The sequence below is a fragment of the Enterococcus avium ATCC 14025 genome (genome assembly GCF_000406965.1).
Lineage (GTDB): Bacteria > Bacillota > Bacilli > Lactobacillales > Enterococcaceae > Enterococcus_A > Enterococcus_A avium.
The window spans coordinates 49,745-63,053 of the sequence record NZ_KE136369.1; the positions used below are offsets into that span (position 1 = coordinate 49,745).

Annotated in this window: 17 protein-coding genes; 9 read left to right on the top strand and 8 right to left on the bottom strand. The window is 37.3% G+C overall.

The window, feature by feature from the left end; translation table 11 throughout:
* Positions 1 to 221: 221 nt before the first annotated feature.
* From OMU_RS22245 to OMU_RS22255, 3 genes are all read right to left on the bottom strand, one after another.
* On the bottom strand, positions 222 to 518 hold the full coding sequence (locus OMU_RS22245) for a hypothetical protein (RefSeq protein WP_016182093.1): 297 nt from the start codon (positions 516 to 518) through the stop codon (positions 222 to 224).
* A gap of 209 nt (positions 519 to 727) precedes the next feature.
* Positions 728 to 931, bottom strand: coding sequence for a helix-turn-helix transcriptional regulator (locus OMU_RS22250; RefSeq protein ID WP_016182094.1), 204 nt, complete (start codon positions 929 to 931; stop codon positions 728 to 730).
* Between the two features lie 3 nt (positions 932 to 934).
* Entirely contained in the window at positions 935 to 1,576 is a 642-nt protein-coding gene (locus OMU_RS22255; protein ID WP_016182095.1) for a DUF2178 domain-containing protein, read from the bottom strand.
* Positions 1,577 to 1,993: 417 nt separating this feature from the next.
* Here OMU_RS22255 and OMU_RS22260 point away from each other — a divergent pair, with 417 nt between their 5' ends.
* The 3 genes from OMU_RS22260 to OMU_RS22270 all read left to right on the top strand — a co-directional run bounded on the left by OMU_RS22260 (position 1,994) and on the right by OMU_RS22270 (position 3,830).
* Positions 1,994 to 2,413: a GNAT family N-acetyltransferase gene (locus tag OMU_RS22260; RefSeq protein ID WP_016182096.1), complete on the top strand. Its 420-nt coding sequence runs from the start codon at positions 1,994 to 1,996 to the stop codon at positions 2,411 to 2,413.
* A gap of 118 nt (positions 2,414 to 2,531) precedes the next feature.
* Positions 2,532 to 3,281, top strand: a complete 750-nt coding sequence (locus tag OMU_RS22265) for a GNAT family N-acetyltransferase (protein ID WP_016182097.1) — start codon at positions 2,532 to 2,534, stop codon at positions 3,279 to 3,281.
* Positions 3,282 to 3,290: 9 nt separating this feature from the next.
* Entirely contained in the window at positions 3,291 to 3,830 is a 540-nt protein-coding gene (locus OMU_RS22270) for a DUF1697 domain-containing protein (RefSeq protein WP_016182098.1), read from the top strand.
* A 167-nt stretch (positions 3,831 to 3,997) separates the two neighbouring features.
* Here OMU_RS22270 and OMU_RS22275 read toward each other — a convergent pair whose 3' ends face one another.
* Complete coding sequence (locus tag OMU_RS22275) at positions 3,998 to 4,972, bottom strand: serine hydrolase domain-containing protein (RefSeq protein WP_016182099.1); 975 nt, start codon at positions 4,970 to 4,972, stop codon at positions 3,998 to 4,000.
* A 205-nt stretch (positions 4,973 to 5,177) separates the two neighbouring features.
* On the opposite strand from OMU_RS22275, the gene OMU_RS22280 reads away from it, so the two are divergent.
* From OMU_RS22280 to abc-f, 6 genes are all read left to right on the top strand, one after another.
* Positions 5,178 to 5,675, top strand: a complete 498-nt coding sequence (locus tag OMU_RS22280; RefSeq protein WP_016182100.1) for a GyrI-like domain-containing protein — start codon at positions 5,178 to 5,180, stop codon at positions 5,673 to 5,675.
* Between the two features lie 77 nt (positions 5,676 to 5,752).
* A complete protein-coding gene (locus OMU_RS22285; RefSeq protein ID WP_016182101.1) occupies positions 5,753 to 6,643 on the top strand; it encodes an AraC family transcriptional regulator in 891 nt (296 codons plus the stop codon).
* Between the two features lie 162 nt (positions 6,644 to 6,805).
* A complete protein-coding gene (locus tag OMU_RS22290) occupies positions 6,806 to 7,996 on the top strand; it encodes an MFS transporter (protein ID WP_016182102.1) in 1,191 nt (396 codons plus the stop codon).
* Positions 7,997 to 8,017: 21 nt separating this feature from the next.
* Positions 8,018 to 8,809, top strand: coding sequence for a MerR family transcriptional regulator (locus OMU_RS22295; RefSeq protein ID WP_016182103.1), 792 nt, complete (start codon positions 8,018 to 8,020; stop codon positions 8,807 to 8,809).
* A gap of 62 nt (positions 8,810 to 8,871) precedes the next feature.
* Positions 8,872 to 9,306: a GFA family protein gene (locus tag OMU_RS22300; RefSeq protein ID WP_034876332.1), complete on the top strand. Its 435-nt coding sequence runs from the start codon at positions 8,872 to 8,874 to the stop codon at positions 9,304 to 9,306.
* Positions 9,307 to 9,744: 438 nt separating this feature from the next.
* Positions 9,745 to 11,241, top strand: coding sequence for a ribosomal protection-like ABC-F family protein (gene abc-f, locus OMU_RS22305; protein WP_016182105.1), 1,497 nt, complete (start codon positions 9,745 to 9,747; stop codon positions 11,239 to 11,241).
* A gap of 38 nt (positions 11,242 to 11,279) precedes the next feature.
* Here the strand turns inward: abc-f and OMU_RS22310 are convergent, their stop codons facing one another.
* The 4 genes from OMU_RS22310 to OMU_RS22325 all read right to left on the bottom strand — a co-directional run bounded on the left by OMU_RS22310 (position 11,280) and on the right by OMU_RS22325 (position 13,267).
* Positions 11,280 to 11,726, bottom strand: coding sequence for a hypothetical protein (locus OMU_RS22310; protein WP_016182106.1), 447 nt, complete (start codon positions 11,724 to 11,726; stop codon positions 11,280 to 11,282).
* Positions 11,723 to 11,926: a helix-turn-helix transcriptional regulator gene (locus OMU_RS22315; protein WP_016182107.1), complete on the bottom strand. Its 204-nt coding sequence runs from the start codon at positions 11,924 to 11,926 to the stop codon at positions 11,723 to 11,725. The genes OMU_RS22310 and OMU_RS22315 overlap by 4 nt, the downstream gene beginning before the upstream one ends.
* Before the next feature lie 130 nt (positions 11,927 to 12,056).
* The gene (locus OMU_RS22320; RefSeq protein ID WP_016182108.1) at positions 12,057 to 12,977 is read right to left on the bottom strand and encodes a LacI family DNA-binding transcriptional regulator; all 921 of its coding nucleotides are present in this window, start codon (positions 12,975 to 12,977) and stop codon (positions 12,057 to 12,059) included.
* A gap of 17 nt (positions 12,978 to 12,994) precedes the next feature.
* Entirely contained in the window at positions 12,995 to 13,267 is a 273-nt protein-coding gene (locus OMU_RS22325; RefSeq protein ID WP_016182109.1) for a hypothetical protein, read from the bottom strand.
* Positions 13,268 to 13,309: the final 42 nt, after the last annotated feature.

Sequence of the window (13,309 nt, forward strand, 5' to 3'; positions counted from 1 at the left end):
ATGAATATTTAGGATTTGTTTGATGGTTTTGTCTAGGCAATTATCTTTATATTTGATATTCTTAATACTGGACATTTGGTTCGCCTCCTATGATTGGGTTCAGCGATTTAATTATAGGACAACCAAATGTCTTTTTGTATAAAAAAATACTTGGTGTTCTCACTCAGAAAGAGTAACAACACCAAATATTATAGAACCAACTTTACTGAGTGAAGGTTTTTTTAGGCTGTAATCATTCGATATTTGTCAATAAGATAAAAGAACAGCCATGGAATGAAGCCGATAATACAAGTTGCTGCCAGCCAAGCAATATTTAGAAATCCAGTGAAATCAAGATTCAAATTCAAAATAGTATTAATGAAAAGCAGCATCAGGATAAACGCTGTTGAAAAGATGGAGGAAACGAAGAAGAATGTTTTTCCTCTTTTCACTCTCATAGCGGGAAATTCTTTAATAGAAGAAGCTGCAGCTGTATCCCATTGACTAGATTTACTTTCTTCGTGATCATTTTTCAGCATAATTTCCTCCCAGAAGTTTTCTTTAGTTTAACTAAAAACGATTTCATTGTCGTCCTACTTAAGTATGAGTATTCGATGATTATGACGGTAAAAAAATTCAAAAGAATCATCTAAAGGATACTTAAGAGAATTAATGAATTTTGTCTTGTATCTTTAGAGTAACAAATAAAAGTACAGTCCAAGATCAAACGTCTGTGGACTGTACTTTTTTACTCGAAAATAAACAATTCTGTGACTGGGGTATCAACAACCTTCGCAATGTCTAAAGCAAGTTTTAGTGAAGGGTTGTATTGCGCTTTTTCTAACCGCATAATGGTTTCACGTCGTACGCCAACTAGTTCGGCCAGCTGTTCCTGAGTTAAGCCCTTCAAGGTTCGATACTTTTTTAAGTGACATTCAAACTTTATATTCATTTTTTAAGCCTCGGTTTCAAATCGATATAAGAAATACTTGCTGAGAAACAATACAATTCCATAGATCAGTGACATTGAGCTTAACATAAAGATCGCACACCATTCAAGATTCCACGAAAGCATTCCTCTAGCAATTGCCCAAATTGCTAAAAATAGTAGAAGAAAACCAATTTTATAGGCTTTTAATTCAGCCTTTTTCTCATTTTCCTCATAGAGTTCATCCTTTAAAGTATCAGACAACTTGCCCTCAAAAAAGAAACCAAAAAATCCGAAGAAAATAAAAGCGAAAAATGGATAAATGATTCCCCATTCACTATAAGTCCAAAAACCAAAAAAGCCAAAAAAACCAGCAAAGCCAAGTAAACCTAACATTGGATGAATCTTTCGCGTCCATTTCTTTTCCAATGCTTTATTCTGCCAGATTACACTGAAGATCGTGCCTACTAAATGAAGTACATAGGCGATTGTAAGAATCAGTGCAATCCACATAGGCACGTCCTTTATTTGAAAGACATACTCTGAAATGACTGTTGGTTTAATTAAACGGCTGTCATTGTACAGGACAGAGTGAATAGATGCTGCTCCTAATACCAACGCACAAAAAATACCAGCAAAAACTATCTTTCTATTTTTTTCTTTTTTCATTTTATACTCCTTCAATGTGATGAATTTGTCTCTTTATGAGATAAATATATCACATTGAGGATTGAAGTCAATAGAAAAGAGATAAATAAGTCACTTTTTGAGAAGGCCATGCAAAATCCAATATGCGATCTCAAGACAATATGAAAAATTTGCTTTGCGGCAGTTTTTACTAACTTGCTCATGAGTGTTTTCAAGTTGGTTGAAATGCGACAGGCTCTGTGTCAGCGGCTAAGCTGGTGAAAAAAAGAATGATTTTAAAATTTTAATCTTAGGTTAATACTACGTGTACATTCAAGAAAGGTTGCCTTGCTATAGTTATTTCAGAACATAAGGGTTGGGAGCGAGTATTATGTATTCTGTATTTAAATTAGTTAAGCAGTTGGAAGGATTTATTGCCTATTGAGAAAGGAAAGGTTTATGGAAATTGAAATCTTAAAGCCAATAGATTTGAAGTCATACAAAGAGCTGATTGATGAGTGTTTTGGTACAAGCAATGATTTAGAAAAATATCAGAAGTATAATGAAAATCAAGCTTACAAAATTTTTGTTGTCAAAGAAGGGACTACAATTATTGGCAGTGCTACTCAATATGCGCTTGATTTATTCACCTTTGATTTCCAACCCTGTCTGATGCTATTTAACGTCGCTGTAAGAATGGATTATCGCGAAAAGCAGATTGCGAAATACCTTTTATCACATATTATTGAAAATGCCAGAAATGAAGGTTACCATTCAATTTCATTAACCTGTTTAGATACCGCTTATCCTGCACATAAGCTCTATGAAAGTGTCGGATTTACGAAGGAAAACAGTCTTAAATATGCAATGGTTTTATAGACCTTTTATTATCTAATATTGAAGTGTGCTTTTTCTGAGAACGGATTTAAAAAATATTATAGATGTTCAAATGTTACTTAATGCTATACTTAAGTGAATAAGCTAGGGGAGGGGTTTGATGGTTGAGTACGTGAATGTTACAACGGAAAATCTGGCAAATGAACATTTGTGCTGTGCGATTTCCGGTAAGAAGCATCAAAAAGGTGTAGACACTAAACGAGCTTGGATCGGTGAACGTTTGTCCGAGGGGCATGTCTTCCGCAAGCTGGATGCGAATGGAAAAGTTTTTATCGAATATGCGCCGCTAGAAACAGCATGGGTGCCGGTAATCGGCGAGAATTATTTGTATATTTATTGTCTATGGGTTTCGGGCAGCTACAAGGGACAAGGTCATGGGAAAAATTTATTGAACTATTGTATCGAGGATGCGAGACGTCAAAATAAATCTGGCATTTGTGTTATCAGTTCTAAAAAGAAGTCGCCATTTTTATCGGATAAGAAGTTTATGGAAAAAAATGGCTTCAAGGCTGTTGATGAAATCGAAGGTGGTTATCAATTATTAGCGTTATCCTTTGATGGAACTGCGCCGGCTTTTTCTGATACCGCAAGAAAGCAAACGATTGATAATCAAGAGTTGACGATTTATTTTGGACGCCAATGTCCCTTTATTCCCCATGGTTTAAAGGAAGTCGAGGCCTATTGTGAAGAGGAAAATCTGCCTTTGACCCTGATCCCAGTGGACAGCGTAGAAAAGGCTAAAAAGCTTCCTGGTATTTTTAACAATTGGGCGGTCTATTATCAAGGAAAGTTTTTGACAGTACACATGCTGAACAAAAATGTTCTTAAAAAAATATTAGCGAGTCAGTGAGGGAATGATTTGGTAAAATATATTGCTTTGCTACGGGGAATCAATGTGAGTGGTAGGAACAAAATCGCGATGCCGCAATTACGAGCCGCTTTTGAACAAAAAGGCTTCACTAAGGTTATGACGTATATCAATAGCGGCAATGTCCTTTTTTCTAGTGATATTCAAGAGAAAAAAAGATTAATCGACATTTGCGAAGCATTGATACTAGAGCACTTTGATTTAAACATTTCGGTGGCTATTGTTGCAGTTGATGAGTTGGCTGAAATCTTAATACATGCACCTGAATGGTGGGATCAAACAGAAGAAACGGTCCATTATGCCATTTTTATGATCCCTCCGATGACGATAACAGAGGTCTTAGAAATAGTCGGGGAAGTAAAACCCGAATACGAAAAAATCGCTCATCATGGTGAAGTGATTTTTTGGTCAGCACCGCGCAAGACCTTTAATAAAGCTCGCTGGTCAAAGATTGCCAGCACGGCTGTTAATCATCATGTGACCATCCGAAACGCCAATACAGTCAAAAAGCTTTTAGCTATGAGCAAATAAAAAATCAAGCAGTTTAGACGCTGCTTGATTTTTTTGACATGTATAGAAAGTGTAAAATTTTCACATGAATTAATTGCTTTACAACGGGAATATCCATGTCCGGCTTCACAAACTAGCTTTATCGGCAATAAGCAAAAGCTGAGCGAGTTCGTGAAGCCTTTCCTATTTTATACCAAAGGTAAAATATCCTGCTGAATAAACGCAATGCGGTCATAGACATTCTCTTTGAAAAGAGCGGTGATCGCAATAACCAGTTGCTGCTCATGGTCAATATAGATGACATTACCACCATCCCCCATAGCTGCAATGATGGGCTTAGCAGGATCAATGATCCACCACAGATATCCGTAATCTAGCTGTTCTTGTTCCCAGTGACTGTGCTTTTGCTGCATCTTCTCTAACCAATCTTTAGGAACCAGCTGTTGATTTCCCCAGTTGCCTTGATTTAAGATCAGTTGACCAATTTTACTCATGTCACGAGTCGAAAGCGTTAGACCCCATCCGCCAGAATTCAGACCGGTTGTATCTTCTACCCAGCCATTTTCGGTAGTGGATTGATTGAATTTGGTTTGCTCCTTCGCACTTTTTAAGCGAATTGCTTTTTCAACATTGATTCCTAGCGGTTTGAATAGTTCTTTACGTGCAAATTCTAAGACACTCTGATTCGTTGAACGAGCTAGAATCGCTGATAATAGATCAGGACCAATCAAAGGAGTATAGTTGAATTGCCCGATCGGCTGTTTTCCGCCGAGCTGCTTTAAAGTAAATTTAGTCCAATCTTTACTAGTGAAATACTTGATATAAGCTAGTGGTCCATTCTTGTATTTATAGGGTGTAGTCATCGTCAGTAAGTTTTCCAAGGTAATCTCCCTGACGGTTGAATCCTTCGGTTGAAACTCTGGAAAGTAGTCTAAAATTGGGCGATCCATTTCACTGATAGAACCTTGTCCTTGAGCGATTCCCAATAATAGGGAAAGAATACTTTTGGAGATGGAATAGACATGGATCTTGCTTGAAACATCACAGTCATTAAAATAGTGTTCATACAGTAGTTGGTTATTTTTTTGCACAATGATCCCTGTGATATTTTCATAATCCTTTTCGATCTTTTGTTGAATTGTCTTGAATTTTTCTTCGTTCATTGTTTTCCTCCATTTCCGAAGGCGCCTTCTATAGTTAGAGTAATATCATTAAAAATCATAATCAAGTGTTATTTTAAAATTTCTTCAAATAGTTGATTATTGTGATAAATAGCGAGTATGTCTTTCTCTTTTTTTGCTTCAAAAAGGATAAAAGGAAATCAAGAAGGGTTTGCTATAGTGGTGAAAAGAAAGAGAGGGATTAGTTATGGACTATCGAATCGTAGAATTAGACAATTTTAAGTTAGCAGGATTTAAAAAAGCCTCCACCAATGAAAAACAGCAGGGTATGAAGGATTGTCCAGCTCTTTGGAATGAAGTTATGTCTTCTGGAAAGCATGAGCTACTGTTGCCGTTGATCAACCATGAACCCTATGGTTTGATTGGTGCAAGTTTTTATAACGTGGATACTACGGATGCTAAAAAGTTCGACTATTATATTGCAGTCGCAACCACCAGTGAGATACCTGAAGAATTAACAGAAGTAGAAGTACCGGCAAATAGTTGGGCCGTTTTTCCATGTACCAGAAAAACTTCTGGAAAGACACAGTTTGCGATTGTAACCCAATGGGCAGCACAGACAAATGACTATGAATTGTTAAATACAGGCTATGCAACAGGTGAGATGGTTTCTGCTGGACCGGATTTGGAAGTTTACGGTCAAGGCGATGAGGTTGAAATTTGGGTGCCTGTACGAAAAAAATAGGTGAAATAAACAAGTAGAGGTTCGTAACTTTTCCTTGATATGCTATTCTGATTAAAGAGAATTACAGGAGGAGTTTCATGTCAAAAGACCTTGAACGTTTTTCGGCTACTTTAGCGTATATTGAAAATCATTTATTTGAAGATATCATCCTTAAGGACTTAGCGAAAAAAGCATTACTATCAGAATATACTTTCCATCGCTTTTTTACTTATTTAACGGGTTTTTCTTTTTCAACTTATTTGCGTAATCGTCGTCTTTCTGAAGCTGTGGATTTATTACGTCAGGAAATTCCAATTGATGAAGTGTCTGACTTATGCGGTTATGCCAATCGTTCTGCTTTTAATCGTGCCTTTTCTAAATTTCATGGTCTCACACCAAGCCAGACAAAATCGATTCATGCAGCGATTAATTTCTTTCCGCCGATTCGTTTGGATATCCAGGTTAACGGTGGTAAAACACTAAATTATCATATTGAGCATTTGTCGAGTTTTACGGTGGTTGGGAAAATGAAGGAGCTTCTTTTAGAAGATGAGCTGTTCAAAAATACTGGAAAGCAGTGGGAACAGTTTTTCAGAGATCAAGCATTACGAACGTTTGCTGAAAGTGATGCGATCCGTAAGAATTTTTTTGGGTTAAAGCGAGAACCTTATTTTGCCATTGCTAATCCCGCCCCAGCAAAGTCGGGATACTTAAATTATTTTACCGGCTTTGTTTTAAATCAGGATATTTCAACTGAATATGTAACGTTGGAAATTCCTGATCAGACGTATGCTGTTTTTGTAAGTGATCCCTATGATTATCACAAGACAGAAAATGTCTCAAATGCCTATTATCAGTTACAGCAGCAAATCTTCAATACATGGTTGCCGCAAACAAACTATCAAAAATGCGATGGACCGGAATTAGAGACCTATGTGTCTTTAGAGGGTCAAGCTTGTTTAGAAATCTGGTTGCCAATCAAAAAATAAATAGATACGTGAGCAAGGATATGTATAAGATATCCTTGTTTTTTTGCAGTTGTTAGTCATTTTAAAACCCTGTATCAATAAGCAAAAAAAAACAAAGCTTACAGTCATACACCACCTCGTAGTGGCATGCTAATCTTTTATCAAAGTATTGGAGGTGGCTTAGTGAATATATTTATGAATAAAGTAATCGGCTTATTTTTAGCGAGTCAAAATATTTCTCTCTTTGGCTCGCAGCTAGTTAGTTACGCCATCATTTGGTATATAACTTTAGAGACTTCATCGGGGGGATGGCTGACAATGATTACCGTGTGCTCGATGATGCCTCAGGCTTTGATTTCTTTATGGGGCGGTGTTTTAGCAGATCGATATAACAAGAAAACGCTGATCATACTTTCTGACACATTCATTGCTATAGCAACATTGATTTTAGTCGTTGCTTTTATTTCAGCGTTTAAAAACCTTTATTTGATTTTAATTGTTTCGATGCTGCGCTCGATTGGCGCTGGTGTTCAGACTCCTGCGGTGACCTCATTTTTTCCTGAATTAGTACCTGAGAATCAATTAGCTCGAGTACAAGGGATTAATCAAGCGTTAGGTTCCGCGATGATGTTGTTGGCTCCTGCACTAGGCGGACTAGTGTTAAATCAGTTTGGTCTTGTTTGGACATTTATTATTGATATTTTATCGGCTGCAGCAGCTGTTCTGATTATGTTTCGATTAAAAATAGAGAAAAAGATCTCTAAAGATCAGCGATCAGATATTTTAACAGATTTAAAGAAGGGACTAACCTATACCTTTCATCATCGTCAATTGAGACAAATCATGTTGGCTTATGCACTTTCATTTGTGCTGTTTACACCTGCTGCTACGCTAGCTCCATTGCTAATTGAACGCAGTTTTGGAAATGAGCTTTGGCGTTTAAGTTTCAACCAAATCATTTGGGGACTTGGTTCAATCATTGGCGGTCTATCTCTCTCGTTTTTTGGAGATGTCAAACAAAAAGCAAGAGTAATTTCCTACCTGCTGATAACCTTTGGTCTATTGTTGATTTTAGAAGGTGCAGTCTCCAACTTTTGGCTGTATCAAATTTTAGTAGGACTCACAGGAATTCTGCTACCAATTATCGTGACCTTGCAAACTGTTAGAATTCAACAAACCGCAAATCCAAAGCTTTTGGGCAGGGTTTTCTCAATAGTTCAAGTAATTACAGCCAGTGCAATGCCGATCGCTATTCTTTTCTTTGGTCCTTTGGCAGATATTGTGCGTGTTCAACAGATATTACTCATTACAGGAGCTGTTTTGGTTATAATGGGGATAAGCTATTTAAAAAAGATCATTACTATGCAAAGATAAACGACTAACGGGAGGGGTAAAATGACTAAAGGAAACATTTATAGAGTAATCGATTTAGCAAGAATGTTTGCTGTTCATCCTAATACCATCCGTTTATATGAAAAATTGTCGTATATCAGCAAAGCCCAGCGAAGTAAAAATGGTTATCGAGAATTTACTGAGCTTCACGTACTGCAGTTGCAAATATGCCGAAAAATCTTTGGCTATCCATTTACAAAAAGAGCTATTAGAAAAACAGGTGATGCTCTATTGCATGCGATCGCTAAACAAGACTGGCAAATGAGTCAAAGACGTTATGAAGACTATATTGCCGCTATCAGAAATGAAATCCAGCTTGCTGAGCAGGCAGGTAAAATACTATTGGATTGGAGCAATACATCAAACACGCAAGACGACAACACAGAAGAGAAAAGATATAACAGAAAAGAAGTTGCTGAAATTTTTGGGGTGACTGTTGAAGCGGTGAGGAATTGGGAAAGAAACGGGCTCGTCCATGCAAATCATTGCGAATCAGCGAAGACTACTTACTATTCGGAGAAAATGCTAGTTAGGTTTCATGTTATCTACATGCTGCGTCAAGCAGGCTATAGTATCTCAGCCATTCATCGAAGTATGAGTGATTTCGATCATAGCAAAGAAACAAATGTAGTGGTTTCTTTGCATCAACCTGAACAAGACGAGTTATTCTCAGTCGGAGATCGATGGCTCTATGAGTTGAGAAAACTAGAAAATGAAGGAATACAAATTCCTAATATTATTAATCAGCTTATTACTTGGTCAAAAGAAAATTCGCAAACTTCAACAAAAAAATGACAAATGAGATCAAGTTTGCAAACGATATTTTTATTACAATGGAAGAAAAAGGAGGAAAGAGAATGAAAACAGCAACTTGTTTATGTGGGAAAGTATCGATTGAAGTAATAGATGTACATTCAGAAGTAGGTGCTTGTCACTGCTTGATGTGCCGGAAATGGGGATCAGGTCCGCTTTTGACGGTTGAAGCAGGAACGGCAAAGGATATTCGCATTCATTCTGAAGACTTGGTCAGCAGATATAAATCGTCAGAATGGGCTGAAAGAGGATTTTGTTCAAACTGCGGCTCAAATCTTTTTTACCATTTGCTGCCAACGGATGCATACAGTATTCCCATTGATTTGTTCGATGATTTGCCAGATGCTACTTTAACGACAGAAGTGTATTACGATCAAAAGCCAGAATATTATGATTTTGCTAATGAAACGAAGAAGCTGACTGAAGCCGAAATCATGCAAATGGTTCAGGAAAAATATTTCCACGAAACAAATGAATAAAAACTTGTTTGACCTATCCTTAGCTTCTATGGAGGAGAGGTTTTCATTCGATACTCAATAGGTAAACAACCACCGTAATCAAAAAGCAATTTAAATTAGACAAGCTCCTTTAGTAATATTTCACTAGAAAATCTTAAGAAATTTTGACGATAGAACGTTTTCATGCTATCGTAAAATTACAAAAAGGAAAGTGAGGGATCACGCATGATTGATTCATCAGTGAAGTAGAGAAGCTGCATTAAGACTGTACCTCTGGAGACTAAGGGAGCAGTGTGCAGATTTTCGAAAAATTGGTGGATAATCAGCGAGATTCCTTTTTGTGCATAAAGGGCTTATTTTCTGAAGGCCCGAATGTCTAAAAATAGCTCGTCGACCCAGTTTTTCGGAAATAACTGGGTCTTTTTTGGCTTCATTTGAAGTCATTGCGAGGTGTTTATAATGACAAACATAAAAATCGAACGTTTAACATTTGGATATGATCAATTAGGAACGCTGCTGTTCAACGATGCAAAATTAACTATTTCAGCTGATTGGAAATTGGGTCTTGTTGGTCGGAATGGGCGAGGGAAAACCACATTGCTAAATTTGTTAAGTGGAAAAATTCCCTATCAAGGGCAGATTATTCATCAGTTGGAAATGAATTATTTCCCTAAACAAATAAACGATCCCAATCAATTAACTTATTATGCACTATCAGAAAATGAAGAGTTAGAGATTTGGAAAATTGAGCGGGAACTCACGTTGCTACAATGCGACTTAAATGTGCTTTGGCGACCGTACTCAACATTGTCAGGCGGGGAGCAGACCAAAGTTCTTTTGGCACTGTTATTTCTAGATGATTATTCCTTTCCATTAATCGATGAACCAACGAATCATTTGGATATGAAGGGCCGCCAACAAGTTGCAGCTTACCTTCAAAAGAAAAAGCAAGGATATATTTTGGTCAGCCATGATCGAACCTTTTTAAATCAAACCGTGGACCATATTCTAGCGATTGAGAAGAGTCAATTAATTCTTTATCAAGGAAACTTTACAACCTATGAAGAGCAAAAGGCTCAACGTGATGCCTATGAACAGGCGCAAAATAGTAAATTGAAGAAGGAAATCATCAGATTGCAAAAAACAGCGAAGGAAAAAGCAGAATGGTCCTTTTCTAGGGAGAAAGATAAAACCAATAAACCAAAGGGCTTTATCGATACCGAATATCGTCGCGTCAGTCCCGGAGCAATTGGAGCGGATGCTGCCCGAATGATGAAACGCTCAAAAGCAATCGTTCAACGGGTAGAGGGACAGATTACTGAAAAGGAAAAGCTGTTAAAAAATATCGAAACGGTGGATGCATTAAAAATGTCCTATGAACCAAATTATCATCGTCGAATTTTGCAGGTAGAGGAGCTATCGTTAAGTTATTCTGGAAAAAGCTTATTCAATGGAAAGAGTTTTGAGTTATTACTTAATGAATGTTTAGCAATTACGGGAAAAAACGGCAGTGGAAAGACATCATTGATCGACGCGTTGTTAGGAGAATTTAGTGGAGAGATTAAAGGAACGATTCATCGAGCAAATGGATTGAAAATCAGTCGTGTTCGACAGAATTACGAAAGCAATCAAGGAACGCTGGAGGATTTTGCAGAAAAAGAGGGGTTGAATTATTCACAGTTCTTAAACAACCTGAGGAAACTAGGGATGGAACGGCACGTTTTTGCTAATTGTATTCAAAACATGAGCATGGGGCAGCGGAAGAAGGTGGAACTGGCAAAATCTTTGTCGCAATCGGCACATTTATATATTTGGGATGAACCGTTGAACTATCTCGATGTTTTCAATCAAAAGCAAATTTTGGAGCTATTACAACGAGTTAAACCAACAATGATCCTGATCGAGCATGATGCGTATTTCGTCAAAGAGGTTAGCAATAAGATAATCAGTCTATAAGGAAACAACCAGCTGAAGTTTTTTTCAGCTGGTTATTTTTATAAAGATTTACTCAAACGTCGATAAGCAACAATCCCAAAGACATATTGAATAATCAAGAGAATGCTCAAGCCGATACAGGCATATTTAGAGAAAGGATAAAAATACTCAAGGATGCTCAAAATGGAAAAAACGAAGGTTAATACCAACTGTAAAAGCATCATAGCAATATAGGCAAGTCGACCACTTTTATCTCGAAGCATAATTTTTCGCTCGTCATTTAATTGAATCGCTTCGTTTTTTAACCGTGCTTCATAGTCAGCTCTGCGTGCGGGGTTCGTCCAGTAAAAGTATTTTGCGATCAAAAGAACACCAGGCGCGATTCCGGCTCCTGTGATTCCCCACAGTAAAGGCTCGAGTGGATATGCGGTCGTTAAGGCAATAACCAAGCTCATAATACCGACAAAGAAGTAAACAAATCCGGTATAAAGCATTGACTTTTTCATTTTTCCTCCTCCTCATATATGAAAATATCTTCTATACTGACATTAAAATAGCGAGCAATCTTAAATGCTAAAAGGATCGAGGGATTGTACCTGCCATTTTCCAATGATCCGATTGTTTGTCTAGAAACTTCCAGTGAAATAGCGAGTTCCTCTTGCTTGATTCCGCGTTCTTTGCGCATTTCTTCTAAGCGGTTCTTCATTTCTTCACCTCATTTAGGGAAAGCTTCCTTTCCATACTATAAGTATAAACCCTTTTCGTTTTTATGTAAAGCTTCCTTTCCATTCGTTTTGTGAAAAGAAAAAACCGACTGAACTATTTCCTCAGTCGGTTTAACGTTTAATAAAATCGTGAGAGATACAGAGCTTTTCGTGCTTGTTATGATAAAACGCTTCGAAGGCCTTCTTACCGCATTCCGCCAAATGATGATCAAGAGTAGAAAAGCCCATTACTTCACTAATCAGCAGATTTTCTCGTCCAATAATGAAAGGCCGATCTGTTTTATACTGCTGTAAAATGGTTGCGGCAATTTCATCACCAAATGTGAGAATACCATCAACTTTTCGAGCTTTAAAAAATTCAGCAGCTTGAATGCCGTCTTCTGAAACGATGCAATCCCAAAAAATATTTGCTTCATCAAAATCCGAATAGATTTCTTTTGCGCTGCGAATAGAAAACTCTGAGTTGTGACTAATATTTTTGCTTCTTCCCAAAGTCATTCCAGGACGTTTGATACCTTTTTCCTTCATATAAGAAAAAGCTTCTTTGGTGGATTGCTTCAGATTGATGTAAACACAGCTGGCATCAGCATTCGGAATTTCTTCGCAAAAAATAATAGGTCCGTATTTAAAATAGTCAAAAAACTCTTTAATTGAGTTCGCCTTAGTTGTGACAATTAATCCATCAAAGGCTCGTTTCGCAAATTCCGCTAAATAGCGTTTCTCTAATTCCTGATCGTAGTTGGTCGGTAGCAAACTGATTTGATAACCATGGTCAAAAGCCGCTTGCATGATACCGCTGAGCATCTGATCGTAATATTCATGGTTCACAAAAGGTAGGATCACACCGATATTTTTGGTTTTACCAAAGCTCAGATTTTGAGCGGAACGATTTGGCACGTAATTCAGCTCCGCCATTACCTTCAGTACTTTTTCTCGTTTTTTATCGTCAACGTAAGGATGATTGTTGATGACACGAGAAATTGTGGAGACAGAGTAGCCAGTAATTTTTGCGATATCGCGGATATTTGCCATAGAAACACCTCTTTAGTTTAAGCAGCTAAATTTTCCTTTAAATATTCGATGACAGCAGGACCGAATTGATAGAATGTATAGCGACGATCCTGATAAAAGAAACTAACGATTGGACAACCTAACATTTCGTTGATAAGTAAATGTTTGATTTTACTTTTTTGAAGATTCTCAATGATTGGACGTTTGAAACCACGATTTCGTACAAGTCTCAATTGGTCTTCGGAAAAATGCAGGGAAACGATAAAATGTTCTTGTGTTTCAGCTTGTTGGACCTTCACATACGTATTCATAAAAATTCCTCCTTATTTTCTTTACAAAGGAAGTATAATTTA